At 66.7% G+C, this 25917-nt stretch carries 24 protein-coding genes; 13 read left to right on the forward strand and 11 right to left on the reverse strand.

Features of this window, described 5'->3' with window-relative positions; genetic code table 11:
* Positions 1 to 22: 22 nt before the first annotated feature.
* Positions 23 to 790 (reverse strand): DUF2470 domain-containing protein, encoded by a 768-nt coding sequence (locus ACQPW1_RS00860; protein WP_433660868.1) that lies wholly within the window; start codon positions 788 to 790, stop codon positions 23 to 25.
* A 207-nt stretch (positions 791 to 997) separates the two neighbouring features.
* Here ACQPW1_RS00860 and ACQPW1_RS00865 point away from each other — a divergent pair, with 207 nt between their 5' ends.
* The 3 genes from ACQPW1_RS00865 (at position 998) to ACQPW1_RS00875 (ending at position 3601) form a co-directional block, all read left to right on the forward strand.
* Complete coding sequence (locus ACQPW1_RS00865) at positions 998 to 1414, forward strand: hypothetical protein (protein ID WP_433660869.1); 417 nt, start codon at positions 998 to 1000, stop codon at positions 1412 to 1414.
* A gap of 592 nt (positions 1415 to 2006) precedes the next feature.
* Complete coding sequence (pheA, locus tag ACQPW1_RS00870; protein ID WP_433665578.1) at positions 2007 to 2921, forward strand: prephenate dehydratase; 915 nt, start codon at positions 2007 to 2009, stop codon at positions 2919 to 2921.
* The gene (locus ACQPW1_RS00875) at positions 2918 to 3601 is read left to right on the forward strand and encodes a histidine phosphatase family protein (RefSeq protein WP_433660870.1); all 684 of its coding nucleotides are present in this window, start codon (positions 2918 to 2920) and stop codon (positions 3599 to 3601) included. Before pheA ends, ACQPW1_RS00875 begins: the two co-directional genes overlap by 4 nt.
* Positions 3602 to 3615: 14 nt before the next feature.
* Here ACQPW1_RS00875 and ACQPW1_RS00880 read toward each other — a convergent pair whose 3' ends face one another.
* A complete protein-coding gene (locus tag ACQPW1_RS00880; RefSeq protein ID WP_433660871.1) occupies positions 3616 to 3984 on the reverse strand; it encodes a VOC family protein in 369 nt (122 codons plus the stop codon).
* A 62-nt stretch (positions 3985 to 4046) separates the two neighbouring features.
* Between ACQPW1_RS00880 and ACQPW1_RS00885 the strand changes: the two genes are divergently transcribed.
* Positions 4047 to 4499: a MarR family winged helix-turn-helix transcriptional regulator gene (locus ACQPW1_RS00885; protein WP_433660872.1), complete on the forward strand. Its 453-nt coding sequence runs from the start codon at positions 4047 to 4049 to the stop codon at positions 4497 to 4499.
* 29 nt (positions 4500 to 4528) lie between these two features.
* Here the strand turns inward: ACQPW1_RS00885 and ACQPW1_RS00890 are convergent, their stop codons facing one another.
* The 6 genes from ACQPW1_RS00890 to ACQPW1_RS00915 form a co-directional block, all read right to left on the reverse strand.
* On the reverse strand, positions 4529 to 5359 hold the full coding sequence (locus ACQPW1_RS00890; protein ID WP_433660873.1) for an ESX secretion-associated protein EspG: 831 nt from the start codon (positions 5357 to 5359) through the stop codon (positions 4529 to 4531).
* A complete protein-coding gene (locus tag ACQPW1_RS00895; protein ID WP_433660874.1) occupies positions 5356 to 6522 on the reverse strand; it encodes a PPE domain-containing protein in 1167 nt (388 codons plus the stop codon). The genes ACQPW1_RS00890 and ACQPW1_RS00895 overlap by 4 nt, the downstream gene beginning before the upstream one ends.
* 43 nt (positions 6523 to 6565) lie before the next feature.
* On the reverse strand, positions 6566 to 6886 hold the full coding sequence (locus ACQPW1_RS00900) for a PE domain-containing protein (RefSeq protein WP_433660875.1): 321 nt from the start codon (positions 6884 to 6886) through the stop codon (positions 6566 to 6568).
* A gap of 159 nt (positions 6887 to 7045) precedes the next feature.
* Positions 7046 to 7396 carry a metallopeptidase family protein gene (locus tag ACQPW1_RS00905; RefSeq protein WP_433660876.1) on the reverse strand — a complete coding sequence of 117 codons (351 nt, stop codon included), beginning with the start codon at positions 7394 to 7396 and terminating at the stop codon, positions 7046 to 7048.
* A 9-nt stretch (positions 7397 to 7405) separates the two neighbouring features.
* The gene (locus ACQPW1_RS00910; RefSeq protein ID WP_433660877.1) at positions 7406 to 8542 is read right to left on the reverse strand and encodes a septum formation family protein; all 1137 of its coding nucleotides are present in this window, start codon (positions 8540 to 8542) and stop codon (positions 7406 to 7408) included.
* A 78-nt stretch (positions 8543 to 8620) separates the two neighbouring features.
* Entirely contained in the window at positions 8621 to 10321 is a 1701-nt protein-coding gene (locus ACQPW1_RS00915; protein ID WP_433660878.1) for an aldehyde dehydrogenase family protein, read from the reverse strand.
* Positions 10322 to 10491: 170 nt separating this feature from the next.
* Between ACQPW1_RS00915 and serS the strand changes: the two genes are divergently transcribed.
* The 4 genes from serS to ACQPW1_RS00935 all read left to right on the forward strand — a co-directional run bounded on the left by serS (position 10492) and on the right by ACQPW1_RS00935 (position 16411).
* Entirely contained in the window at positions 10492 to 11754 is a 1263-nt protein-coding gene (serS, locus tag ACQPW1_RS00920) for a serine--tRNA ligase (RefSeq protein ID WP_433660879.1), read from the forward strand.
* Between the two features lie 367 nt (positions 11755 to 12121).
* The gene (locus ACQPW1_RS00925; RefSeq protein ID WP_433660880.1) at positions 12122 to 13987 is read left to right on the forward strand and encodes a putative bifunctional diguanylate cyclase/phosphodiesterase; all 1866 of its coding nucleotides are present in this window, start codon (positions 12122 to 12124) and stop codon (positions 13985 to 13987) included.
* A gap of 153 nt (positions 13988 to 14140) precedes the next feature.
* A complete protein-coding gene (locus tag ACQPW1_RS00930; protein WP_433660881.1) occupies positions 14141 to 15682 on the forward strand; it encodes an MFS transporter in 1542 nt (513 codons plus the stop codon).
* Positions 15683 to 15805: 123 nt separating this feature from the next.
* The gene (locus tag ACQPW1_RS00935) at positions 15806 to 16411 is read left to right on the forward strand and encodes a hypothetical protein (RefSeq protein ID WP_433660882.1); all 606 of its coding nucleotides are present in this window, start codon (positions 15806 to 15808) and stop codon (positions 16409 to 16411) included.
* Between the two features lie 48 nt (positions 16412 to 16459).
* Here ACQPW1_RS00935 and ACQPW1_RS00940 read toward each other — a convergent pair whose 3' ends face one another.
* On the reverse strand, positions 16460 to 17104 hold the full coding sequence (locus ACQPW1_RS00940; RefSeq protein ID WP_433660883.1) for a TetR/AcrR family transcriptional regulator: 645 nt from the start codon (positions 17102 to 17104) through the stop codon (positions 16460 to 16462).
* 100 nt (positions 17105 to 17204) lie between these two features.
* Between ACQPW1_RS00940 and ACQPW1_RS00945 the strand changes: the two genes are divergently transcribed.
* Together ACQPW1_RS00945 and ACQPW1_RS00950 are read left to right on the forward strand one after the other, a co-directional pair.
* The gene (locus ACQPW1_RS00945; RefSeq protein ID WP_433660884.1) at positions 17205 to 18455 is read left to right on the forward strand and encodes an oxygenase MpaB family protein; all 1251 of its coding nucleotides are present in this window, start codon (positions 17205 to 17207) and stop codon (positions 18453 to 18455) included.
* Between the two features lie 129 nt (positions 18456 to 18584).
* On the forward strand, positions 18585 to 19541 hold the full coding sequence (locus ACQPW1_RS00950) for a DMT family transporter (protein ID WP_433660885.1): 957 nt from the start codon (positions 18585 to 18587) through the stop codon (positions 19539 to 19541).
* A 14-nt stretch (positions 19542 to 19555) separates the two neighbouring features.
* Here ACQPW1_RS00950 and ACQPW1_RS00955 read toward each other — a convergent pair whose 3' ends face one another.
* The gene (locus ACQPW1_RS00955) at positions 19556 to 21127 is read right to left on the reverse strand and encodes a Rieske 2Fe-2S domain-containing protein (protein WP_433660886.1); all 1572 of its coding nucleotides are present in this window, start codon (positions 21125 to 21127) and stop codon (positions 19556 to 19558) included.
* Between the two features lie 134 nt (positions 21128 to 21261).
* Complete coding sequence (locus ACQPW1_RS00960; protein ID WP_433660887.1) at positions 21262 to 22089, reverse strand: hypothetical protein; 828 nt, start codon at positions 22087 to 22089, stop codon at positions 21262 to 21264.
* A gap of 316 nt (positions 22090 to 22405) precedes the next feature.
* On the opposite strand from ACQPW1_RS00960, the gene ACQPW1_RS00965 reads away from it, so the two are divergent.
* From ACQPW1_RS00965 to ACQPW1_RS00975, 3 genes are all read left to right on the forward strand, one after another.
* Complete coding sequence (locus ACQPW1_RS00965; RefSeq protein ID WP_433660888.1) at positions 22406 to 23152, forward strand: lysophospholipid acyltransferase family protein; 747 nt, start codon at positions 22406 to 22408, stop codon at positions 23150 to 23152.
* Positions 23153 to 23166: 14 nt separating this feature from the next.
* Complete coding sequence (locus ACQPW1_RS00970; protein ID WP_433660889.1) at positions 23167 to 23919, forward strand: lysophospholipid acyltransferase family protein; 753 nt, start codon at positions 23167 to 23169, stop codon at positions 23917 to 23919.
* Positions 23920 to 25326: 1407 nt separating this feature from the next.
* Positions 25327 to 25449: a hypothetical protein gene (locus ACQPW1_RS00975; protein WP_433660890.1), complete on the forward strand. Its 123-nt coding sequence runs from the start codon at positions 25327 to 25329 to the stop codon at positions 25447 to 25449.
* The last annotated feature ends 468 nt before the right edge of the window (positions 25450 to 25917 follow it).

The following is a 25917-nucleotide window of genomic DNA, read 5'->3' on the forward strand; positions in this document are numbered from 1 at the left end:
AAGCGGCTGGACCAGTCGGCGGTCAGATGCGGCGAAGTCCGTTGAGGAATGGGCAACCGGCCAGGGTGCGCACCGCGCGGCTGAGGGATTCGATGTCGTCGGCGGGTGCGTTGAACGGGAGACGGAAGTCGTGGTCGCCATCACGGCCCTCGATGCGCAGGGTGAGGCCGTAGCGATCGATGGCGAGCGGATGCACGATGCCGTGCTGGAGCCTGGGCGGCAGATGGCGGGCCAGTTGCGCGACGACGTCCGCGTGGTCGGCGTCCATGTGCTGCAACCAGGCAGATTCCAAGGTGCAGAACGGATCCGGCTGAGCCAGCCGTAGCTCGTCGATGCTCACCGATTCCGCGCCGGTCGAGTCGGCCACCACCGCGGAGTTGATCACCAACCGCAGCAGCGTCGCGCTGTGCCCCACGTCGAGCAGGCCCGGATCCGGGTTCTCCTTGGCGACCTCACCGGCCAGCGCACGCTGAGCCTGTGCGGGCACCGCGCGCACCCACCCACGCAGCCACACCAGCGCGCGGACCGGCTCTCGCAACGGCAGCGGCGCATGATCGGTGAGCTCGAGGACCGCGGGTGCGCCCGCGTCCGGGGAGTTCCCGGCCACGATCGCCGCCACCGAGGTGGTCGGCACCGCGATCACCGCGTCGCCGCACTCGCGCACATGATGCACGGAGACGGGCGTCGGGTCGATGCCGGGCATGGCCAGTACGGCCTGCTCCGCATGCGCGCACGCACTGCGCACCCGCTCGGCGGTGGACGGTGTGACAGTCGGTGTCGGACGCGGCATGCAAACCTCCGTGGTCGGGCGTTGTTCGCCTCGCTCGGGCGCTCAATTAGGTTACCCTAAGCTAAGTGACGAGCGGAACATCCGCAACCGTTCGCCCCATCCTGATCCTGAGAATTCACTCGGCCCGAACCGATTTCGACCTCCCACTGGTCGTGACCTCGACCTAGCGCACACCCGAACTCCGTACCCGGTTGGTACCGTGGATCGGTGGCGCACGGATCGGAAGCAACCGGGGAACCGGTACTCATCGCATTGACGACACCCGCCCGGCGCAATCTCGTCGACGGCCTGGTGTGCGCCCCGCGGCCCGGCAACTCCGCCCCGACCCTCGACGCGGACGCCCCCGACCCGGACATCGCCGACTTCCTGGCTACCATCGTCCACACCGACACCGGTTTCATCGCCCGCACCGCCTCCGGCGAACGAGCCCTCGCGATCGTCGCCGCCACCGCCGCCGCCCTCTGCGGCGAAGACATCCCCACCGCCCTGTCCACCCCGAACACCGCATTCCTGAACGCGCTGAAACCCCCTGCGATAGAGGCCCTCCGAACCGTCCTTCTCGCCATCGAAACCGACGCCATCGACGAGGTAACCCAAGCCCTACACCCCCTCACCCACGGCTGACCGCGAGTGGCACACCGTGGCGGGCCTACTCGGCCGATGCCGCCACCATGTGCCATTCACCCCAAAGTGCCGGTGGTCGGCGCGCATCTCGGTTCATGGTGATCGAGTGGCACACCGCGACGGCCCTATTCGGGGCGATGCCGCCACCTGCGCTACCCGCCCAACAAGGGCTGGCGGTCAGTGCGCATCTCGGCCGTGGCGCCGGTCGAGTGGCACACCACGGTGGCACTCCGTCGATGGCGCCACGATGTGTCACTCGCGACTGTCAGGGCCTTCGATTAGCTCGCGCGTGCGTTGGTGAGTGGCACACCTCGGCCTGGCTTACTCGGCCGATCCGCCATCATGTTCCACTCGCCGCCGACGGGGCTCGGTCAGCGCGCATGTGTTTGGTGAGTGGCACACCATGGAGAGGTGTCTCGGCCGATGCCGCAGCCATGTGCCACTCACGGTGGCGGTGCGGTAGCCGGGATGTCGGCGGCGGAGTGTTGGGGGGGCGGCGACGTGGCCGTGGTGGTGGTTGAAAGGCCTGGTGGGGTGGGGGTGGGGGTTAAACCCGGGAGCGTTGGTGGCGGACGCAAGTAAGGTCGTAACCGTGCCGCGCATCGCGTACTTCGGGCCCTCCGGAACTTTCACCGAGATGGCCCTTGCCGAACTCGAATCCTCGGGGGCCTTCGAAGGGGCCGTCGAGCGTGTTGCCGCGCCCAGTCAGGGGGGTGCGCTCGAGCTGGTCCGGTCCGGGGACGTGGCAGGGGCGGTCGTGCCGATCGAGAGTTCGGTCGAGGGTTCGATCTCCGCGACGCTCGATTCGCTTGCCATCGGTCCGCGGTTGCAGATTGTGGCGGAGACCGAGTTGGAGGTGACCTTCACGATCCTGGGTCACCCCGGCACCAGCCTGTCCGAGGTGCGCACGCTGGCCGCCTATCCGGTGGCCGCCGCGCAGGTGCGGGAGTGGGTGTCGCGGGAGTTGCCGCAGGCGCAGCCCTACGTCTCGGCGTCGAATGCCGCGGCGGCCGAGGATGTGGCGGCGGGCAATGCCGATGCTGCGGTATCCACCGCGTTGGCCGGGGCACGGCTTGGCTTGGCGGTGCTGGCCTCCGGCGTGGCCGACCACGAGCGGGCGATTACCCGTTTCGTGCTGGTCACCCGTCCATGCGTGGCTCCGCCGGCGACCGGTGCGGATCGGACTTCGATCGTGCTGGAGTTGACGAACGAGCCGGGTTCGCTGATGCGCGCGTTCGCCGAGTTCGCCACGCGCGGTATCGATTTGACCAGGATCGAATCACGGCCCACCCGCACGGGTATGGGCACCTATCGCTTCTATCTCGACTGTGTCGGGCACATCGATGACACTGCGGTGGCCGAGGCGCTCAAGGCTTTACATCGCACCGCCCGGATCCGATTCCTCGGTTCCTGGCCCGCGACGTCGGCGACCGGCACGCCACCGCCTTCGGACGATGCGGCGGCCGAGTGGCTGACCCAGCTACGAAAGGGGGTGGCGGATCTGTGACCGAAGGAAAGATCGGCCCGGCGAAGTTGGTTTTGGTCCGGCACGGGGAGACCGAGGGCAACGTCGCGAAACTACTCGACACCAAGGTTCCCGGTCTGCCGCTCACCGAACGTGGTGCGGCACAGGCGAAGCTGTTCGGCGAAACCCTGCTGAACCCGCCGCGGGTCCTGTTCTGCTCGGGGGCGCTGCGTGCCCGCCAGACGGCCGGTTACATCGAAGCCGCGACCGGCGTCCCCGCCACCGTCTTGGACAACCTGCAAGAGGTGCAGGCAGGTGACCTGGAAGGCAAGCACAGCGAGGAAGCGCACCTCTTCTTCCAGAAGATCTACCGAGCCTGGCACAACGGTGACCTGGACGAGCGCGTCCCCGGCGGCGAATCCGGACGCGACGTACTCGCCCGCTTCCTCCCGGTCATCGAGGAACTCCGCGAAACCTATCTGACCCCCGACTCGGCCACCGGCGATGTCCTCCTGGTTAACCACGGCGCGGCAATGCGCCTGGTCTCCCGCTATCTCGCCGACGTGCTCCCACCGTTCACCACGAACAACCACCTCGACAACACCGAAACCATCGAACTCGTCCCCCTCCCCGACGGCACCTGGGACTGCATCCGCTGGGGCCGCTTCACCCCACCCTTCGGCTACGACGTCGCCCCCACCGCCGACGACCCGATGGGCTAGCAGAGCTGCTCCAATCAGGCGCGGTCGTGGAGGGTGATCTGGTAGCCGTCGGGGTCGGCGAAGGTGAATGTCCGACCGAAGGGGCCGTCGATCGGTGCGGAGATGATGGTGTGACCGTCGGCGACCAGTGCATCGTGGATGGCCTGAACGTCTGTGGCGTGCAGCCAGATTGCGGCACCGATGCCGGGCTGAGCGACGGATGCGAGATCGGTGCCGGGAACGATGTCGCGGAGTGCGAACGCGATCGGCTTCGTCTCGAAGACGACGGCGTGCGGCGGTCCGGCCTGCGAGCGGACGAGGCCGAGGTACTGCTCGTAGAACGCCTGCGACGCGTCGAGGTCGCGCGCTTGCAGCGAGATGAAGTCGGGGCCGGTGGCGGGCATGATGATTCTCCTTCTTCTGTGTCAGTCTTCTGACACGGGTCAACCTATGTCAGAATACTGACATGAGTCAAGAGGGTGTCGACCTGGAGACGTCACTGGGCTATCTGCTGAAAGAGGCGTCGAGCGCCCTCCGGATAGCCATGGAGGAGGTGCTGCGGCCGCTCGGGATGAGCGTGACGCACTACTCCTGCCTCGAGCTGCTGGCGCAACGACCAGGCTTGTCGAACTCCGAGCTCGCGCGGGGCGCGTTCGTGACCCGACAGACGATGAACGTGCTGCTCCAAGCCTTGGAACGAGACGGCTATGTGACCAGACCCGCAGCGGCACCCGTCGGGAAGGTTCTTCCCACGCGGCTCACGCCGAGCGGCCGACGGAGCCTCGAGAAGGCGACCGCAGCGGTCCGATCCGTCGAGGTAAGAATGCTCGCCGACCTGACCGATACCGAGCAATCAGGCGCGTTCCGGATCCTCCGGACCATGATCCGTTCCCTGCGCGCTGGCAACGAAGGTGCATAGCTCGTTCCGCGACAAGCAGGCCCGAATCCCTAGACCTGCTCAGGCTTCCGCGGAAACTCCGCCCGCTCCGGCAGCCCACTGATCAAGTCCTGCAACGCCGTTCGCAACCGCGCCGCCGTTCCGGTGGCAAGCGACGTCCACTTCACCCCGTCGTCGGACTTGCTCGCGGTCGCGATGAAACGCCCCGCACGGGTGTTGAACACCGCGATGTGGTTGTCGGTGACATCGCGGGTGCCGTCGCCGTACACCACGCCGACGATCTCGGCGTGTGAGTGAATCTGCACCATCGCCGAGGCCAGCGCTTTCGCGTCGGCCGCCGGTGTGCCGACCTTCGCCAGCCGGTTGGCGGTCGCCGTCGCGTCACCGGTGTCGTCGAAGATCGGGACCAGTTGTTCGGTCGGCGCCCGCATCCCGGTCAGGTCGAGCGGGTCGGCCGGGCCGAGTGCCGCGAGTACCGGGCCGGGCAGGTCTTCCTGTGCTTCGTCGATCACGTAGGACTGCGGCCCGCGCAGGGCGACGGTGACAACATCGTCGCCCTTCGCGAGGCACATGCGACTCGCTCGACCTTCTACGAACAGCCGTAGCGCGACCACCCAGTGCGGTCGATACAGCGCGAGCAGCCGGTCTTCGAGTTCCTGGTGGATCACGTCACCGATCAGGAGTTCCCGATCGGTGAGCGACTGGGCGGCCACGGCCATCGCGGCATCGTGATCGGTCACGTTGTCGTATTGCCCGCGTGCGTCCAGCACAACGGGCACCTCGTCGATCTCCAGCTTCTCCAGGAGAAACTGCATCTCGTCGAGCGACAACACCACCGACGCGAGCATCGACGGGCCGCGGCCCGCACCGAGCACCGTCACTTAGCGGCCGTCTCCGCGCCGATCACGCCGTCGGCGGCGTAGCGGCCGTCGTTGAAGTGCTCCGCGCGCAGGTAATCCTGGCTCTTGTGCTCGGACTCGTCGTCCTCGTCGCGAACCTGGTTGCCCATCAGCGGGCTACCCGGCGTGCTGTTGCGCTGCACCGGCGCCGCGGTGGGCTGGCTGACCGAGACGTTCTCGGCGACCGGAGCCGCGGTGGGTGCGGCACCGAGCGTGCCGGCGCCCCAGCCTTCGGGAAGCTTCATCGAGCCGTTGCCGAGCGAGACCGAGGTGCCGGGCCCGAACGACGCGGACCGCGTGCCCGCGGACACCGCGGCGGAGGCCAGACCCGCGCCGCCGACCATGACAGCCGGTGCCGCAGTGGAGATCCCGGGTGTCGCGGCGGTGGTGACTGCCGCGATCGCCTGCGTGCCGATGGTGCCGACGGTGGACACACCGGTGGTCGCCACCGAGCCCGCGACGTTCGCCACCTGTGTCGCGGCGCCGATCACGGCGGGGTTGTTCACGAACGCGGCTGCCGTCGAGATCGCGGCCTGCACCGGATCGGCGTTGGTGGCCTGGAACGCCTGATCGGCCTGGCCGGCCGAGTCGGCGGAACCGGCGCCGTGCGCGATCGCGGGCGGGTTGACGAACTCGCCGGGGGTAACCACCATCGCGGTGGTCGCGGCCTCGTAGGTCTCCATGGTGAGCGCGGCACGCAGGTCGAGCGCGGCCTTGGCCGCCTCGGCCGCTTCCGAGCTGCCGTTCAGCACGCCGCCGGTCGAGTGGGCGGCGACGCGCGCCGCGTCGACGGCCGCGATCTCCGGGATGCTCGGCATGGCGATCGAGGCCACGGTGTACGCGATCGCGTTGCCGGCCGCCTTCGAGCCCATGGTGGCGGCCATGACGCCCTGCTGCTCGGCCCAGCCGATGAAGCCGGTGAGCTTGGACAGCGCAGAGATGCCGTTGATGCCCTGCATACCGACGCCGAGCTCGGCCATCACCCGGGCGACGGTCGCGGTGGCGTCGATCCAGGCGGCGGTCAGCCCGCCCCACGCGGTCGCGGCGGCCGAGATCGGGATCGCGTGCGCGCCCGCGTTCAGCGCGATCGAGTTACCTTCTGCCATACGGGGCAGCCAGAACACCCCGGTGATTCCTGCGGTCATGCTTTTCTCCCCTTGCTTGTTCTATTTGCGATGCCCGCAGGCTTTAAGCGATTGTTCCGCTGACGACGTTGATGGCGCCCGCCCGGACGACATCTTCGCCGAGGTGCGTGACGAGTTGGCTGCGCAGTGTCGCGGCGGCGTGGTGCAGCTCCAGGATGCCCTGGGCGACCGCCTGGTCATGCGTCATCGCACCCTTGTTCAGGTGGTTCGCGGCGTGCAACGAGACCTCGTCGACGCCGGACGGGACGACGTGCGTCGCGGGCGCGGTCAACGCGGCGGCGGCGGCCAGCCGCTCGGCGAGTAGATCCAGCTCAGCGGCAGCAGCAAGGACGACTTCGGGTTGTACCAGTACGTGACCAACCATGACTCGACTCCTTCTAGTGGCGGCTATGGGGCGGAACCACGAGAATTCCCCCTTCGAGTGATAGGACGCGACAGCGAAGCGATCGGTTCCATCGAATCCCCTAAAGTTTCTTCCTGTCTCACCCCAACTGCAACCGCACTCATACAGCTGGGGTAAAGACTAGCCCCATCCCAGCTGATGTAGGCGGTCTTCGTCAATGCCGAAATAGTGTGCGATCTCATGGATCACGGTGATCGTCACCTCTTCCACCACTTCACTCTCATCCGAGCAGATGGCCAGGATGGATTCGCGATAGATCGTTACCGTGTCCGGCAACGTGCCGCCGTAATGGCTGTCCCGTTCGGTCAGTGCGATCCCGTGATACAGCCCGAGCAGATGTGGATCCTTCGAATTGCGAGGTTCGATTAGCACGACCACGTTATCGATGGCTCGGGCCAGTTCCGGCGGAATGCGATCGAGCGCGTCGCCGACCAGTTCCTCGAACCGGTCCTCGGACATGGAGACCGACATGGTCGCGATCTACCTCGGCTGTGGCTGGGCGGGCAGCGGCGCCGCGCCGGGCAGCGGGGTCGGGGTCGAGCGGCCGGTGTTCGGCGGTGGCTGCGGGGCTTGGCCGTTGATCAGGATGTCGCCCTTCGCGGAACCGGTGATCGGCGCGAACCCCTCCCGATCGGCGCCCTTGCCGACCATGCAGTCCAGCTTGCGGCTGCCCGCCATCCAGCTGCGCGCGTCCAGGTAGTCGAAGAACAGCGTCAGCGTCTTGTTGCGCACCACGTCGGGCCCGCCGAGATAGTCCGAGGAGGTCCGCGCGCATTCGTCCTCGACGAACTTGTCCTGGTCGTCCTTGGCGGGCGGGCCGCCCTGGAACCGCTGGCCGAGGTCGATGGTGGAGACGACCTCCACCGCGTGCACCTGCCCGCAGTCCACCGGATCGGTGGGCAGGTTCTGATTGATGCCCAGGCAGACGCCGGGCCCGTACACCTTCGACTGGTCGTGTTCGGCGGCGCTGCCCACCGACGGCGGCGTGCCCGTGCTCGCCGCGTACTGCAGCCCGCAGCGCAGCGTGCGATCGCCGTGCTGCCAGCCGTCGGGGCTCGGATACATCAACCCGACGATGTAGCGCCCGCGCGGATCGAACTTGCCGCCCATGTACTGCTGCACCGCGGGCACGCAGTGCTCTTCCTTCAACTCGGTGAGCCGCAGCGAGTCGGGGAATCGTGAACCGGGCCCGAATTCCTTGCCCGGGTACTTGCTCATGTCGACATCCGCCGCGACCTCGAACATGTGCTTGGTATCGCAGCGCACCTTGGACAGATCGGAGTGGTCCGGCTTGGACCAGCTCAGGCAATCACCCTTGACGGCGGTGCCGAACTCCTTGTCGACCACCGGCTCGCCGGGCGAGCCCGGGGTGTGCGCCTCGATCTTGTTGTTGTCGAACCCGGTCACGAACAACGTCACCAGGGCGGCGATCACCGCACCCGCGGCCACCAGCAGTAGCCCCCACCGCAGCGTCGGCGCGGGCAACGGCGTGTCGCCGGTGAACAAGCCCCGAACCGTGTCGAACGAGCGCCGCACCGCGCCGGGGCGCGACGGCAGGCCGCGCTTGGGTAGCCGGCTCGATGGCTCTGGCTTGGGTGCATGATCGGAGGAGGACATCGCGATCCATCATGGCAGTCTCCGAGCCGCAGTGCCACGACCTGGTCTGATCAGCCCTTTTCGCCGCGCCCGGCCGCACTAACCACGGAACGCGGACACGAAGATGCCGGGAATCCGCGCCGGGTTGCCGCTCGCGTAGAACTCGGTCAGCCTCCGCCCGGTCGCCGCCGCGGCCGCGTTGTCGACGAACCACGGCGGTTTCGGCGACAACGCCAGCTCGCCGTGCAGTACCGAGCGCGGCGCAGGCCGGAACGGTCCGTGCACCACCGTGCGTTCCACGTCGTCGAGCAGGAAGGCGTTGTGCACCACGCCGATTCCGCTCTGCACGTCGTCGAGGGTGTGGCCGGGGAACGCGCCCCACGAGGCGCGCGGGGCGAGGAAGGCGAGCCCGGTCCACGCGTTCACCGCGATCGCGCCGTAGCGCAGCCGCTCGATCGCGCGGTCGAAGCCGATGCCCAGCCTGCGGATGGTCGCCGGATGCGCGAGCACATTCGCGCCGAGCGTTCCGGTGAGTTCATTGTTCGCGAAATCGACCGCCTGCTGCAGGAATTCACCTCCCGCGTACGGCAGTTCGACCACACCGAGGACGGGCGAGAAGTACTCGGTCCGCAACAGCGGCGTATCGGTGAGCGGCAACCGCTCGACCAGCACCCGCCCCGATCCGACCTGGTCGGCATCGGGATAGGCGGCCAACGCGTCGGCCACCCGCGAGTCGCTGCCCGGGTAGTACGCGGTCCGCTGCGGCGCCTGCGCGAGCGCGGTGCGCAGCTCCGCCAGGAACTTGTCCTTGAGCGCCCAGTCCTTGCTGAGCACGATCGCCTGCGCGGCGATGCAGTTGTAGCCGCCGTTGTGCAGCCGCTGTGTCGCCACGTGCTCGGCCTGATAACGCAGATCCGCGTCGGACCAGTCACCGGGCACGACGATGGTCGGCGACACACCGCCGAGCTCACTGGTGATCGGCTTGTCCAGCAGCGGCCGCTTGTCCGACTTGCGTTCCAGTCCCTCCGGACCCGGCCCCCACACGATCGTGTCGTGCGTCTGCGCGCTGCCGGTCATGTGTACATGCGCGACGTCCGGATGGTGCACCAGGTAGCTGCCGGTCGCCGCGCCACCCGTCACGATGCGCAGCACCCCGAGCTCACACAGCGGCGCGAACACCATCTCGAACACCGTGTACAGCGGATCGGTGATCGGATTCAGCTTCAGCACCACCACCCGGTTGTGCGCGTACAGCTCGTACAACGCGTCCAGCGGCGGAATGGAGGTGATGTTGCCCGCGCCGAGCACCGCCCCGATGCCGCCGGTCGCGGTCGGCTCGAGCTGCGCGAGCCCGGCCCGCCGCCGCGCGGTATCGGCGTCGACGCCCGGCCGCAGCCACACCTCGCCGTGAAAACCGTTGAGCAGCAACCGGTCATAGGTGCTCAACGGCAGAATCGGCACCGCGACCCGATTGCCGGGCGCCGCCTTCACCGTGACCCCGTCGAGCGGACTGCGCCCGTCCTCCAGCGCCGCCAGCGTCGCGGACAACGCCGCAGTGGCCTGCAGCATGGTCAACGGTCCGGACATCCACTCCTCGCCGACCAGCGGCGAGTCCGCGTCCAGGCCCTTGATGGTCCGCGCGGCCCGCACCCAGTCGTCGGCGAACCGTCCGGTCCGGGCGTGCAGGTCGTCGAGCAGCTCGCGGCGGCGGCGCAGCGGGGTCTGTGCCCACACCTTCTCGCCCGCGGTCAGCTCGGCCAGTGCTTCGTCGATCGCTGATTCGTCGAAAGTTGTACCCACAAGCCAACTATGCGCGCGCTATCGGCCGAGTGGTCGGCATCCTGGGATATCGGGGTGAAACAGCAATACCCCGCGGCGCGAGCGACGGGCCCGGAGGAGGCAGCGCAGTGTAACCACGGAGGGACCCGGGAGTGCCGCAAATAAAACACAGCCCACTAGGCTGGGTGCTCATGATCGACCTCCGATTCCTGCGGGACAACCCCGACGCGGTCCGCGCCTCGCAGCGCGCCCGTGGCGAAGACCCCGCCCTCGTCGATGCCCTGCTCGAGGCGGACGCCGCCCGCCGCGCCGCGGTGGCCACCGCGGACAACCTGCGTGCCGAGCACAAGGCGATGGGCAAGTTGGTCGGCAAGGCGAGTAAAGAGGAGCGCTCCGGGCTGCTCGCGCGGGCGCAGGAGATGTCGGTCAAGGTCAAAGAGGCTGAGGTCGCCCAGCACGCCGCCGACGCCGACATGGACGCCGCGCATCGCGCCATCTCCAACGTGGTGCAGGACGGCGCGCCCGCGGGCGGCGAGGCCGACTACGTCGTGCTGGAAAACATCGGCACGCCACCGGAATTCGACTTCGAGCCGAAGGACCACCTGGAACTCGGCGAGTCGCTCGGCCTGATCGATATGGAACGCGGCGCGAAGGTCTCGGGCGCCCGCTTCTACTTCATGACCGGCTACGGCGCGCTGCTGCAACTCGGTCTGCTGCAGCTGGCCGCGCAGAAGGCGGTGGCCAACGGCTTCACCATGATGATCCCGCCGGTGCTGGTGCGCCCGGAGATCATGGCGGGCACCGGCTTCCTCGGCCAGCACGCCTCGGAGATCTACCGCCTCGCCGAGGAGGACCTCTACCTGGTCGGCACCTCGGAGGTGCCGCTGGCCGGCTATCACTCGGACGAGATCCTCGACCTGAGCAACGGCCCGAAGCGGTACGCGGGCTGGTCGTCGTGCTTCCGGCGCGAGGCGGGCAGCTACGGCAAGGACACCCGCGGCATCATCCGGGTGCACCAGTTCGACAAGGTCGAGATGTTCGTCTTCACCACGCCCGAGCAGGCCGATGCCGAGCATCAGCGGCTGCTCGGCTGGGAGCAGGACATGCTCGCGGCTGTCGAGGTCCCTTACCGGGTCATCGACGTCGCCGCAGGCGATCTGGGCAGCTCGGCCGCGCGCAAGTTCGACTGCGAGGCCTGGGTGCCGACCCAGCAGACCTACCGGGAACTCACCTCGACCTCGAACTGCACCACCTTCCAGGCCCGTCGCCTTTCGGTGCGTTACCGCGACGAGAACGGAAAGCCGCAGATCGCAGCGACTTTGAATGGCACGCTCGCGACCACCCGCTGGATCGTGGCGATCCTGGAAAACCACCAGCAGGCCGACGGTTCGGTGCGGGTACCCGCGGCACTGGTTCCGTTCGTCGGCACCGAGGTCCTGACCCCGCCCAAGTAGGCGGACCTGGGCATTCGCGTCGACGGGACCAGGTCGATGTGCCGTGTCCGAACATTCGCGCCAGCCGTGCGCGGTCCGTAGCCGGACTGCGCACGGCTGCTGTCTTTCCGGGTACCTCCGGCCATCGCCGACGAACTCGATCCGCCACGACCATCAGGCGGTGCGGCGGACACCCATCCGTCCGAACTGTCTGCGATACGCCCCTTGCCAAGCCGCGCGGGCACCGACGAATGTCGAGTGTGGGCCCCAGTGGCCAAGTCGCGTTGGCTACCCGAATGTTTCGCGAAGATGAATAGCTACCGGTTCGCCATGCCGGATTCACGGGATGTGGCAACCGCGGGGATTCGTTGTGTCTAGGCTATTCCCCGTGCGAGGAATCGGGGCGCGCGGCGATACCCGAACCCGGGTGCGGGCGGCATCGGCGCTGGCGACAGCTATGGTCATGGCTCGGACCACCGGGGCGTTCTACGTCATGGGTGGTGTGCTGGGTCTGCTGATTACTGCGATCGCCCCGGGCGACGAGGGTAATCGGGCGTTGGTCGGCACGTCTGCGGCGATTGCGCTGACGCTCGGGCTAACGCTGCTCGCGTGGGGTCCGCGGCTGCCGCATTCGGTGCATCACGTCTACGTCGCCATCGCGACGGTGCTGGTGACGATCGCGGTCTACGCCTTCCCGAACACCGTCGGCGCCATCAGCCTCGCCGCCTTCTATGTCTTCGTCGCCTGTGATGCCGCGCTGTTCTTCGCGTGGTCGCAGGCCGCCGCGCACATCGCCTTCGCGATGGTGCTGTGTCTGTGGGTGCTGCCCATGCGGCCGGTGCATCCCGGGCTGCCGTGGTGGTCCGGCTTGATCCCGGCCGGGGTGACCTTCGGCGTCGGCGTGGTCGTCGGCATCCTCACCAGGATGGCCTCGGAAGCCGACATCGACGTGCTGACCGGCCTTTTGAACCGACGCGGCTTCGACCGCGCGCTCAACTCCGCGATCGAGCACGCGACCCGCACCGGCCAGGGACTCGCGCTGGTGCTCGTCGACCTCGACCGCTTCCAGAAGATCAACGACCACCTCGGCCACCGCGCGGGCGACGCCGTGCTGCAGCGGGTCGCCGACACCTGGTCGAAACTGCTTGCGCCGGACCAGCGTCTGGCCCGCTACGGCGGCGACGCGTTCGCGATGCTGTTGCCCAACACCACCGAGCAGGCCGCCATCCTGCTCACCGAGCAGTTGCGCGCGGCGGTGACCACCGGCTGTTCGGCGGGCGTGACCTCGTGGCAGCCAGGCGAATCCGGCTCGCTGCTGGTGAGCCGCGCGGACGTCGGCCTGTACCGGGCCAAGCAGGCGGGTCGCAACCGGACGGTGCTCGAGTCGTCGCGCCAGCTGCCGCTTGCGGTGGAGTTGCGCGAGGCCATCGACCGCGGCCTGCTCGACGTGCACTACCAGCCGATCGTCAGCCTCAGCGAGGGCGGCGGCAAGGCGGTCGGTGTCGAGGCGCTGCTGCGCTGGTCGTCGAGCGCGCAGCCGGACGTCACCACCGAGGGACTGATCCGGGTCGCCGAGGAATACGACCTCATCTCCGATCTGGACGAGCTGGTGTTGCGCCGGGCCTGCGCCGACGCCGCTCGGCTGCAGGACACCTTCGCCCAGCTCGATCTGACACTGAACGTCAACGTCAGCGGCTTGGAGCTGGCCGAGGCAGGCTATGCCGACCGAGTCGCGGGCATCCTCGCCAACACCGGCTGGCCCGCCGAACAGCTGGTGCTCGAGGTGACCGAGAGCGAGCTGGCGGCCGAATCGCACACTGCCATCGCCAATCTGCACACCCTGCGGGACCGTGGCGTGCGCATCGCGATCGATGACTTCGGCACCGGATACTCCTCGCTCAGCAGGCTGGCCACGCTGCCGAGCGACATCCTCAAGGTCGACCAGTCCTTCGTCGCGGCGATCCGCTCGGATTCCCCGGCGCCGCCGCTGCTCGGCGTGATCGCCGCGTTGAGTAGCGCGCTGGATCTCCAGGTGATTGCCGAAGGCGTCGAGACCGAATACCAGGCCGCGGTGCTCACCGAACTCGGGTTTGCCCTCGCACAGGGTTACCACTACAGCGACTCGCACCCGGTCGCGGACCTGATCAGTGACCTCAACGAGAACCACGGCAGGGTCGGGCCCGGTGTGGTGGGGCGGGAGCTCGACGACGGGGATTCGATGCACGCCGCCAACGGCTGGCTGCCACTCGGATAAACGCTTGACGTGGTCTGCTCGGGCTCGCATGCTGACCGCATGCGTTTGATCGTCTACGTCTGTTGATCTGTCAGATGGGTGCTCGCCCGGCTGACGGGTAGCACCGACACTTTCAGTCTGCACTCGCGTCCGGCTCTGCCGCGCGCGGAGTCGATGATTGATGCGCTGCGCGTGTTCCGGATCGCGCCCCGCCAGATGTTGCCGGATGCCCAGAGCGCTGAACGTCCTGAGGCGCTCCCGGTCCTGTCGCTGCGCTCGCTGACGATCCGCGCGGTGCTCTTCCACGGCATCGGCGACCTGATCCCGCTCTACGCGCTGTACTCCCTGCTGTTCGCCGACCACGGGCTCAGCACCGGGCAGATTTCCTCGCTGTTCGCGATCTGGTCGACCACCTCGTTCCTGCTCGAGGTGCCGTCCGGTGCGTGGGCGGACACGGTGTCGCGGCGTTGGCTCCTCGTCTTCAGCGGTGTTCTGCTGACCGCTGGATTCGCCCTGTGGACCCTCGTCCCGACCTACCTGGGCTTCGCACTCGGCTTCGTACTATGGGGTACCGCAGGAGCTTTGGCCTCCGGCACCTTCGAAGCCCTCGTGTACGACGACCTCGCCGCCCGCCAGGAGCAGTCCTCTTACGCCCGAATCCTCGGCTACACCCGTGCGGCCTCGGAAACCGCGATCGTCGTCGGCATCGTCGCCGCCACCCCGCTGTACCTCTGGGGTGGATACGCGCTGATCGGTTGGGCGAGCGTCGGATTCGCGGCACTGCACACGGTGATCGCGCTGTCCCTGCCGAGCGCACCCAAGGCGGTATCCGCCGCCGACGTCGATGAGCTGGAAGACGAAGCCACGCCGATCGCTGACAAGCACGCCTCGACGCCGCATGGCCTTGCTACTGACACGAATCGCAACACCACGACCGATGGTCTCGCCAACGCGGTCGGCGATCGAGCGGTGTCGGGCGACGGCGACGCGTTCGGTGGTGGCGTCGGTGATCGCGATGCGGCGATGGTGCGCCCGATTCTCGATGTCGCCGACGCGCAGCCGGGGCGGGTGGGCGCGGCGGGACCGTTCGCGCGGTACCTCACGATGCTGAAGACCGGTGTCGGAGAATCGATTCGAGTGCGTGCGGTGCGCAACGGCGTGCTGCTCGGGGCGCTGTTGTTCGGTATCACGGCATTCGATGAGTACTTCGCGCTGCTGGCGGAATCGGTAGACGTAGCGACGGCGGTCGTGCCGCTGCTCGTCGGACTGACCGTGCTCGGCTCGCTGGTCGGCTCGCTGCTGGCCGGACGCACCGAGGGCATGTCCGGCCGCATCATGGCGATCGCCGTCGGCATCGGCGGTGTTTTGTTCCTCGCCGGTGCAGTGATCGCCGGACTCGCCGAGCACCGACCGAGCGCCGTGTATGTCCTTACCGTCATCGGCTTCACAGAAATCGGCATTTCCTACGGCATCGTCTACAACGCCGGTGTCGTCGCCGGAGCCCGCCTCCAGGACGCGATCGAAGGCCCGGCCCGGGCCACCGTAACCTCGGTATCCGGCCTGCTCGGCGAGGTCGTCTCCCTCGCGGTCTTCGCCTTCGCCGCCCTCACCACCACCTGGTGGTCCATGTCGACCACCCTCGCCCTACTCGGCGCCACCATCCTCCCCATCGCCCTGCTGACCCCGTCCTGGCTACCTCGACGGCACCAGGACTAGTCGAGTAAGTCCGGAGTCCGCACGGGCCATCATGTTCGGATCATCATGCAGGTCAAGGTGTTTGTGCGCCTGGATCAGCGTCCATAGGCTCGGAAGCTGCACCACCGAGAGGGACACATTCCCATGCGTTCAACTGCCCTACTTGCGCTCGTCGCGCTCGCGGCAACACCAGTGACGGCGTGCGTAGCCGACACGGCACCCGCAGCCGATGCGACCCCGACGAATACCGAATGCGCTTCCGGCACAGGCGAGTTCTCCACCCGACAGGTCGACGGCATCGAGGTCGGCCTCCCGTCCGACTGGACAGCGGGGCCCCATCGGGAAAAGGGGGACGGATCTCCTGATAGTGATGAGCTGGTGACTGCTTTGTACTACTGGTCACCATCGGTTCGGTGCGGCATCATGCTCGCGATCGTGTCCGAGCAGTTCGCCAACTCGGCCGAAGACGCCACCCGTCGGATGACGAAGAGCATGGATGAGGATTATCCGAACCCGGAGTATGGGCCGGTATCAACCGTGTCGTTTGCGGGGCAGGAGTGGGCCCGGCAGATGGGGACCAGTGGTGACAAGATGCTCGCTCTGCGAACGCAGATGTCGAAGCACAACAACCTCTGGTACGGAATCGTCGAAATTGCGGAGCGCGACAAGAACGCATCGGAATTAGCGTTCGCTTCGGCCACGTCGGATATGTTCGCGTCGGTCGAGCAGTCCTTCTCCTTCCCGAAGTAGGACCACAACAGCGGCCGACATTCGGATGCCCGCCGGGGACTTACTCGTCTAGTCGAGCGAAACGCCGATGAGATGGCTTGCGGTGAGCAGGAATTGGTCGGTGGAGCGGTCGATCAGGTTGGCGCGAGTGACCGGGAGGGTGCCCGCCAGCCAGCTGCTGGTGGTTTCCCAGAGGCCACCGAGGAGGTGGGTCGCGGCGAATTCGGCTTGGTCACCGGCACTTTCGACCACGTCGGCGCCGACCTCGCCCGCGCACACGGCCATCATGATGCCCGCGAACGAGCGCATCACCTCGGCCCTGCGCATCAGTAGAGCCGGGTTCAGCTGCGCCTCGACAGTGGCGATGCGCGCCTTGCGTGGATCATCCGCGATCAGGTCGATCGCCGCGGCGATGGCGGCCCTGGTCTTGGCGCGGATGTCGGTGGGCGTGGTGACGAACGCGGTGACCACCGCCTGCCCGATCTCGTCGACGATCCGATCGAACAACTCGCTGAACACCGCGTCGAGATCGCTGAAGCTCTCGTAGTAATACCGCTCCGACAGCCGAGCCTGCGTGCACAACCCGGACACCGTCAGCTTGGCGAAACCCGAGGTACCAATGATTTCCTGCGCGGCATCGAGCAGCGCGACGCGACGCCGCGCTTTGCGCTGTTCGATCGGCACGCCGCCGTAGGACCGCGAGGTGATAGCCATCCGAGTCATTCTGGCATACATCCTTGCCAGATATCAGATTCTGTGGGACGGTCTTGTCAGAATGCTCGACCGCGAACCTCGATCTGACGGGCGAAGTGCAATGGCGCATGACAACCACAAACTGCCGACTCCGCAGCTGTTCACGGAGTTCCCGTTCAAATACGCCGTGCCGGTCCTGGCACCGGGCGATTTGAGCTGCACTGCCGCCCAGCGCGACTCCTTCCGCCGCTTCACCAACGTCGGCGATCCGCTCGCGGACGCCATGGTCGCGATGTTCAAGCGGCTGCCCGTCGGTGAGGGCCGCCGGATGTTCGAGCTTGCCGTCGAAAACGGCATCGACACCGTGCCGGACGCCCCGGCGGAGCTGACGGCCTTCTTCGAACAGGTGGAAGCCGATCCGTACTGGCTGGACCGCGAGAAGATCGACCGCGGCGCCCGCGTCGTCGGCCGCACCAGCGTCTGGGGTGGCATCGCGATGGGCATGTTCGCCCTGATGGGCGGCTACCTGGCGTCCCGCGCGGACAAGACCCTGGTCGGCACCGGCGACCTCGGTGCGATGGCGCCGCGCCGGCTCGCGGAGACCACCCAGTGGTGGCTCGACGTGACGACTCCCGGTGCGCTGCAACACAATGCGGTCGGCTACAAGAGCGTGCTGCGCGTGCGTTTGATGCACGCGCTGGTGCGGGCAGGCACGAACCGCCGCCCCGACTGGGACTACGAAGCGTGGGACCACCCGATCAACCAGGTGCTCACCGTCGGCACCCTCGGCCTGTTCTCGATGGCGAATCTCGTTGGGGCCCAAGCACTCGGCCTACAGTTCTCGGCGAAAGAGAAGGACGCGGTCTTCCAGCTCTGGCGCTACGTCGGGTTCCTGCTCGGCGTCGACCCGGAGATCCTGCCGACCTGCGAGAACGACACCTGGCGTGCCTTCTGGATCCTCGCCGACACCGAATTCATCCCCGACGCCGACTCCCAGCTGCTGGCCCAGGCTCTGATCCCGGCGGCGGGCGGGCTGTTCGTCGGCAACGACACCGTGCCGCAGCGCGCACTGCGCCGGATCGTCACCAGCTACATGGTCGCTTACAGCCGAATCATCCTCGGCTCGACCAACGCCGACTTCCTCGGTCTTCCCGACAGCAGATTCTTCCAGAGCGCCGTCATGGCCACCGCCGTCGTCAACGGCGCACTCGAGGTTCCCCGCCGAATCCTCCCCGGCGCCACCCGCTTCCACGAGAACCTCGGCGCCCGCATCCGCACCCGCCTCGTCCGCGGCTCCATCGCCCGCAACGGCGGCGACCGCACCTACGCCCGCCACGACACCTACGCCACCCGCCCCCTCCGCGTCGGCTGACCTGACCCCCGGTCCTGCGCACGAATTCTTCCGGTGCGCGCGAATTCGCTGGAAATCTCGTGCGCGCCGCGCAAATCCATGCGCGGCGTACTCGCCTCGACGCGAGGGCGCGACGGTAGCGTGCCGGGGGTGACCGCGCGGGTGAGGTTGGGGCTTGGGTTCGGGTTCTGCATCGGGGCGGGGGTTGCGGTGCAGGGGCGGATCAATGGTGCGCTCGGGGCGCGGTTGCATGATGGAATCGCCGCGGCCACCATCAGTTTCGGGTCGGGTCTGTTGATCCTGGTGATCGCGTTCGCGTTCAGTGGTCGCCTGCGCGATGGCGCGGCGAAGGTCCGCAACGCGCTGTCGGCGGGCACTTTGCGACCGTGGCACCTGCTCGGTGGGCTCTGTGGTGCTTTCTTCGTCGCGTGTCAGGGGCTGACGGTGGCGGCGATCGGAGTCACCGCCTTCACCGTCGCCGTCGTGGCGGGCCAACTTCTGAGCAGCCTCGTGGTCGACCGCCTCGGCGTGGGTCCGAGCGGTCGAACTCCGGTCACCGCACTGCGATTCGGCGGTGCCGCGCTCGCAGTGCTCGCGGTGCTGATCGCCGGGGCGGGCCACTCAGGCGCACCAGCGGGGCCTCTCTCGGTCCCCGACTCGCTGCGCGGCGCACCGACCGCACTGCTGATCATCCTGCCCGCCCTGGCAGGCATCGGGCTGGCCTGGCAGCAAGCGGTCAACGGTCGCGTCGGCGAGGTCGGCGGCCCACTCTCCGCCACCCTGGTCAACTTCTGCGTCGGCCTCATCGCCCTGGTCGTGATCGAAGCCGTCGTCCTGATCGGCTCCGGTCTCCCCGACGAATTCCCCACGCAGCCTTGGCTCTACCTCGGTGGCCTGATCGGCATCGCCTTTATCGCGCTGGCCACCATCACCGTCCGCTGGATCGGAGTCCTGCTACTCGGTCTCACGTCGGTAGCAGGCCAACTCCTGATGTCGATCGTCCTGGACATCGCCACGCCAACCAGCGCAGGCCTGTCCATCACCGCCGTCGTAGGCAGCGCCCTGACCTTGGTCGCGGTCGGCATAGCCACCCGCTCCCACACCTGACGTGCGCCGACGGCTCAGCTCAGTTTGCGGGAGCGCAGCTCGTGACCCTTGGACGTCTTGCAGCGTCCCGATTCCAGGTCCCACTGCCAGCCGTGCAGGTTGCAGGTGAGGGTATTGCCTTCCACCACACCGAATTTCGACAGGTCCGCCTTGAGGTGCGGGCAGCGGCGCTGCACTTCCCATCCGGCCAGCTCGGTCGAGGCGGAATCGTCGTGCGCCTCGGAGAACCAGCCGTCGGCGTAGGCGATCCGCTCGTCGGTGAGGCATTTGAAGAAGGTGTAGAGGAATTCGTTGTAGCCGCCGATCCGCCACGCCTGGAAGCGGGTGGACAGGAAGATGGTGTTCACCCAGTCGGGTTCGTTGTCCCGCAGCACGGTACGCACCAGCTCGGGGGCGATGCGGAAACCGTAGCGGTACTTGCCTTCTCCCTCGATGGCGCCGCGGACCACGCGCTTGGGGAAGTCCAGCACCACGGTCTCGTCGCCGATCACCAGGCCGACCGGGTAGCCGATGCCGTCGCAGATCAGATCGCTCTGCGCCATGATCGGCTCGAACAGCTCCCGCAACGGCTCCAGCAACGGCCCGTCACCCACGGGAGCGGAGCCTGCGGAGTGACCAGTAGGCCACGCCCAGGATTCCTTTTCTTTCGCGAGCACGGGCGCGAGCCGCTGCGCCATCAACTCGATGTACTCGGCCTTGTTGTCGTAGACCAGCCCGGGCTCGAACGGATGGGTCAACTCCAGCTCGGCGCCGCGCACATCGGCGACGGAGCCGGGGATCATCAGGATCCCGCCCTCGTTGCCGTGGATCCGCATCTGATCCAGGAACACCATCTGGTCCGGGAAGATGTTGCCCTCGTCGCCGCGATCGTCGTTGAGGTAGCGCAGCTCGTCGTCCAGGAACACCGGCGGACCGGCCGACGGCACCACCCAGGTGGCCCCGACCTGCTCGATGTAACTGCGACAACGGTCCATGCCGCGCTGCCGCTTCTGCTTACCGAAGTTCGACTTGGTCCGGTTCGGGATGTCGTAGACCATCGGGTACCAGATGGCGCCCGAGTACTGCAGCAGGTGGATGTCGATGTGGCCGAACGAGTCGTGCAGCACGTCCATGTCGACCGGGCGGGCGTCGTTCATGTTGAAGCAGGTGGTCTCGCCGTCGGAGACGACCAGCCCGGAGTCGCCGATCGGCCCGTCCGCGGGCGCGCGCAACGCGATGATCATGATGTCGAGCTCGGCGCCGTTGCCGGTGATCGTGTGCTTGACCGAGTCCTCGGTCTCGAAGAACTTGTGGAAGCCGAGCTTCTCCAGCTCCCGCTTCAGGTCCGGCACCGGGTAGTCCGGCAGCAGCACGGTCGCGTCCTTGTTGACGTGCTTGGCCAGGTTCTCCGCGTCGAAGTGGTCGCGGTGCAGATGCGAGACGTAGAGGAAATCGCAGTTGCCCAGCTCGTCCCAGTCCAGCTGGGTGTTGTCGGGAAACGGGAACCACGAACCGAAGTACGCGGGGTTGACCCAGGGGTCGCAAAGGATCGACCCCGCCGCGGTGCGGATGTGGAATCCGGCGTGTCCGACGCTGGTGATCTGCACGAGCTGCTCCTCCTACCGTTACCAGCCATCCAGGGTAATGGCTGTATGGAACTACCAGGCGCTCGCGGTGCCTCGAAGCCTGCTACGAATCGGCTGGCCCGTGCCGCGGTCACAGTGCGCTGACCCGAGCGCGGTTAAGGGGAGACGTCGCCGATGCAGTAGCCCTGCGGCCCGTCGGTCAGGGTGAAGGTGCGCGTCTGCGTTGTCCCCGACGAGTTGGTGACCGGCACGTTGACGGCGATGTAGTCCCCCCGCAGCCCCTCGGAGCTGATTTCCTGATCGGCGAACTTGGTGGCGCCGGTCAGCTTCCCCGGGTTGTTGGCCAGCGGTGCGGCGGTCGTCTTGCCGGTTCCGGTGGGATCCCAGGTCGCCGGAGTCGCCTTGCAGACCAGCGGGTAGGTGCCCTCTTTGTCGGCGGCGTCGAGCGGAGCGCCGACGAATCTGGCCAGGTAGCGACGCACGGTGTGCCGGGCGTCGGCGTCGTTGTATTCGATGTCGGTGCCGCCGGAAGCGACCCGCGGGCAGGCGTAGCCGGTGGCGAGGGCGGCTCGATCGACGGCAACGGTGGTGGTCCGGCTCTTCCAGGTGATGGTGTCCTGGGTGGCGGTGCCCGGCTGCGCGAGGGCGGCCAGGATGGGCTGCTCGTCGGCGTACATGTCGGCCACGTTCCGCGGCGCGATGGTCCAGCACTTGGCCTGCAGTTGCGCGACGGTGCTCGTCTTCAGATCCGCGGCCCAACGCTGCACGGCGGCAGGCAGTTCGGCGACCGGGCCCACCGAGGGTGCGGCGGACGACGTGGCGGGCGGCAGCGTGGTGCCCGGGGTGGACGGGACGGCGGCAGGCGGCGTCGTGCTCGTGGCCGCGATCGCCACCGGCTCGTCGTTCGGAATACCGACGGCGGAGTCGCAGCCCGCCAGCACGAATGCGCTGGTGATCGCCAAGCCGCCGATCAACGTCCGCACCGACCGACGGTCTAGCCGAGCCCGCTGACCACGAGCAGTTCGATGCGACTCGGCGTCCGAGTGGTCCAGCGAGCGCACAAGTCCGGTGCCGATAGTTCGAACGGATTCCCAGTTGTCCGCGTGCGATGCTGTCCTGCCGAGGTGATCCCGCGTTTTCCGGTCGCGTCCAGGTGGATTCAGATGGGCGCTTTCCACTTCGACGATCCTCTTCTCTACAGCGTGCGACGGGCCGAGCGAACCGTCCCAGGCCCGGTGTGACCCATAACGCAGCGGCCCACTGCCGGATGGGACAGTCAGCGACTACGCTAGCGGAATTGTGGAACCCGTCTACCGGACGATCATCGGCCTTGCCCGTACCGTCTTCTTCGTCGAAGGCCTCAAGTTCACCGTCAAGGGCGCTGAACATATCCCCGCGCGGGGTGGTGCCGTGCTCGCGGTCAACCACACCGGGTACATGGACTTCACCTACGCGGGTCTACCGGTGCGCACCCCCAAGCGCTACATCCGGTTCATGGCCAAGAAAGAGGTCTTCGACGACAAGATCTCCGGCCCGATCATGCGCGCGCTCAAGCACATTCCGGTCGACCGGGGTGCTGGCGCCGACTCGTACAAGGCCGCCGTCGAGTACCTGCAGCGCGGCGAGCTCGTCGGCGTGTACCCCGAGGCGACCATCAGCCGCAGCTTCGAGATCAAGGACTTCAAGTCCGGCGCCGCGCGGATGGCCATCGAGTCGGACGTGCCGATCATCCCGATCGTCATCTGGGGCGCACAGCGGGTGTGGACCAAGGGCTTCCCGAAGCGTCTCGGCCGCACCAACACTCCGATCTCCATCGCGGTCGGCGCACCGATCCCGCCGTCCGAGCCCGCGTCCGAGTTGACCGCCAAGCTGCGTTCGACCATGCAGGAGATGCTGCTCGACCTGCAAAAGGACTACACCCACGAGGCAGGCGCGTACTGGGTACCGGCTCGGCTCGGCGGCAGCGCTCCTACCCTGGAGGAGGCCGACGCGCTCGATGCCGCCGAGGCTGCGGAGAAAGCCGCACGTAAGAAGACGGCCTCGTAGCAGCGGAGATTCGGATGGCGCGGGAACCGGTTTACGACGTACTCGCCGGTTTGGTGCGCACCATTTTCAAGGTGCAAGGGCTGCGCATCGACATCGCCGATCAGCAGCGGATCCCGCAGTCCGGCGGCGCCGTCCTCGCCGTGAATCACACCGCGTACCTGGACTTCATGGAGATCGGACTGGTCGGGCGCAAGTCGGGCCGCAACGTCCGCTACATGATGAAGGCCGAGCTCGAGCACGGCATCGTCCGCTTCTTGATGAAGCACTGCAAGGCAATCGGCGTCGACCGCACGGCTGGCGCCGAATCCTATAGCCGCGCGGTGCAAGCGCTGCGCGACGGCGAACTCGTCGTGGTCTATCCCGAGGCGACCATCAGCCGCAGCTTCGAACTGAAGGACTTCAAATCCGGCGCCGCCCGCATGGCGATCGAAGCCGACGTCCCGATCATCCCCGTAGTCATCTGGGGCGCCCACCGCGTCTGGACCAAGGACATCCCGAAAAAGCTCGGCCGCCACAAGTTCCCGATCAACATCCGCATCGGCGACCCCATCCCACCCGCCGAACCCCCGGAAACCCTCACCGCCACCCTCCGCACCCACATGACCGACCTCCTCACCCAGGCCCAACACGACTACCCCATGGAACCCGGGGCCCGCTGGGTCCCCGCCCGCCTCGGCGGCACCGCCCCCACCCTCGCCGAAGCCGCAGTCCTGGAACAAGAAGAACTAGCCCGCCGCCGAGCCAAGTCCCAACCCCAAAACCCCTGAGTTCGGTCAGAGGCGGTCGAGCGGGCGGCCGGGGGAGGGGTGGGCAGGGTGCCGCGGAGGAATGAGCTCGGCGGACGCCTATGCGGCTGCTGAAGTCCGCGGTCATGTGGAAAGGTCCGTGCCGACGGTCTCCTCCCCCGCTCCGGTGCCGTCGACGGCGCGCTATGAGGGGAACATAAATAGCCTGTGAACAGATGCTCAAGAGTGGAACTTTTGCTCCCAAACAGATTCACGCCGAAGAAGATCCATCGATTCTCTCTTCTCGTCGCAAGATCAGTGAGTTGACCTGTCAAGAGCCCTGAGGTACAGGACTGTGTCCTGCGTCTCGATTTTTCCCTGAGCCCGCCGCGAGTAGATCGCTGCGGCCGGGCGCAGGAGTGCTCGGTCGCGGTGTCCGCAGGGGCTGATCGATCACTTTCGAGCAGCTAATGGACCCCGCGGTCATGCCTAGACCGGTGGCGATGAGTGGCAGCCAAGTTCGACTGGTTCACCCGACTAGAGGCCGACACAGCGTGGTTGCTCTCGGGCATGATCGGGCGAGATTGCATCGGCCAGTCTGGTGGTCGCAGAAAGACCCAGGTAGCAGGCTCAGACGGGCTGAATTCCCGGAAGCCCTAGTGATCGTGATTTCAACGTTATATGACGGGCGTCCGGTTAAGCTCCATTCTTACTCATCAGTAAATAGGAACCTGTTCTACCCTCCTGATCTATGTATTCATCCCACGTCTTTCGGGTGCTCGCTGCGCGAATGGACATCGGAAAATCCAACGATTTACATCGTGCATGTAGGAGTTTCGAGATAACTTCTCACCGCTGGGGTGGGGACAATGAAACTTGGTCAGTCGTTACAGGTACGTTCCATGTGTTAGGTATCTGAACCCGACGGCCTACGCGGGTATCGACACCGACGAAAGCAAAGCGGAAGACGTGCCGAAGAGGGCACAAGAGAGGTGGTGGGGCGCAAAGGAAGGGAGCACCCCGGCTCTGCCCAGCCAAGTGCGGCCGGGGCGCTCGCCTAGCAGGCTCGACCGAGTCTTCAAGAGCGAGTTCCATGTCAGCGCATGCAAATCGGCATGCACAGGACGGGCGAGGGTGGCCACCGGCACTGATCCGGCGGCCACCCCTCCTCGCCGCTTTCTAGCCGAACCAGCCTCAGACTAACCGACCCTCACGCGGGTGGCGACAACCCCCCTAAAAATTAACCGTCCCTTGGGCTTCGCAGCCGAATTAGCCGGTGGATGAACAAAGGAATTGATCTTATACATACCGGTCACTACGTTTCCTCGCCGACAACAATCGCACCCAACCACGTCGATTGAATTTCCATATCGGCACCTGTCAGGAGATCTAGATCGGTCATCAACTATCAGTACTGAGAAATTAGTTCCAAAAGAGCAAGGAGCCAGGATGGCTAACGCGAATAGAACCAACCACCACGAAGAAGACAGTCCCAAAAAAGAAGACGCAGAGCCGGTGAAGCTCGTACGACTCGACTTCGAGATCGTCTGCGACCCGAACGCCGTCTACTGAACGAGGACACTTTAAGGCCAGCCGCGGCAGTTGCGTGGCGGATTCGCGGGCAGTGTCCGCATTCCGCCGCCCAAAGTTAGCTGACCTGGCAACTTTGAGTCGTGGGGTGCTCCCACACCTCATGACTCGAAGTGTCCGGGGCATCCGATCTTGTCTTCCTGGAAGCGATTTGGGTTCTCGCCGATCCACGATGAGCGATGGCGGTCCCATGCAGACTACTGATCGCCGGACAGCTCGCAACCCCCTAAAAAAGTGGGAACCCCCCCGATTCGTCACGGTGACGTATCGGCAACCACTCTCTGGCACGGTCCCGTCTCTACAACTTCACGCCCTGGCGACGGCTATGGCGGACCACCTCGCGGCAGGTAGGAACACCGCGCTCATCTGCGATCCAGCCGCCCCCACACGACGCTGATGCGGTCGATGAACCAGAAGCATCCAGTTGCTTGCCACAGCTGCAGGGGCCAT

Source organism: Nocardia sp. CA-128927, assembly GCF_050955855.1.
GTDB lineage: Bacteria > Actinomycetota > Actinomycetes > Mycobacteriales > Mycobacteriaceae > Nocardia.

What these genes read in the sequence shown, in the direction of transcription:
- ACQPW1_RS00910 (WP_433660877.1), bottom strand. Translation starts at nt 8,542, where the DNA reads ATGTCCTCCTCCGATCATGCACCCAAGCCAGAGCCATCGAGCCGGCTA.
- ACQPW1_RS00940 (WP_433660883.1), bottom strand. Translation starts at nt 17,104, where the DNA reads ATGGCTATCACCTCGCGGTCCTACGGCGGCGTGCCGATCGAACAGCGC.
- ACQPW1_RS00975 (WP_433660890.1), top strand. Translation starts at nt 25,327, where the DNA reads ATGGCTAACGCGAATAGAACCAACCACCACGAAGAAGACAGTCCCAAA.
- ACQPW1_RS00880 (WP_433660871.1), bottom strand. Translation starts at nt 3,984, where the DNA reads ATGCCCGCCACCGGCCCCGACTTCATCTCGCTGCAAGCGCGCGACCTC.
- ACQPW1_RS00860 (WP_433660868.1), bottom strand. Translation starts at nt 790, where the DNA reads ATGCCGCGTCCGACACCGACTGTCACACCGTCCACCGCCGAGCGGGTG.
- ACQPW1_RS00935 (WP_433660882.1), top strand. Translation starts at nt 15,806, where the DNA reads ATGCGTTCAACTGCCCTACTTGCGCTCGTCGCGCTCGCGGCAACACCA.
- ACQPW1_RS00895 (WP_433660874.1), bottom strand. Translation starts at nt 6,522, where the DNA reads ATGACCGCAGGAATCACCGGGGTGTTCTGGCTGCCCCGTATGGCAGAA.
- ACQPW1_RS00885 (WP_433660872.1), top strand. Translation starts at nt 4,047, where the DNA reads ATGAGTCAAGAGGGTGTCGACCTGGAGACGTCACTGGGCTATCTGCTG.
- ACQPW1_RS00930 (WP_433660881.1), top strand. Translation starts at nt 14,141, where the DNA reads ATGATTGATGCGCTGCGCGTGTTCCGGATCGCGCCCCGCCAGATGTTG.
- ACQPW1_RS00945 (WP_433660884.1), top strand. Translation starts at nt 17,205, where the DNA reads ATGGCGCATGACAACCACAAACTGCCGACTCCGCAGCTGTTCACGGAG.
- serS (WP_433660879.1), top strand. Translation starts at nt 10,492, where the DNA reads ATGATCGACCTCCGATTCCTGCGGGACAACCCCGACGCGGTCCGCGCC.
- ACQPW1_RS00970 (WP_433660889.1), top strand. Translation starts at nt 23,167, where the DNA reads ATGGCGCGGGAACCGGTTTACGACGTACTCGCCGGTTTGGTGCGCACC.
- ACQPW1_RS00900 (WP_433660875.1), bottom strand. Translation starts at nt 6,886, where the DNA reads ATGGTTGGTCACGTACTGGTACAACCCGAAGTCGTCCTTGCTGCTGCC.
- ACQPW1_RS00905 (WP_433660876.1), bottom strand. Translation starts at nt 7,396, where the DNA reads ATGTCGGTCTCCATGTCCGAGGACCGGTTCGAGGAACTGGTCGGCGAC.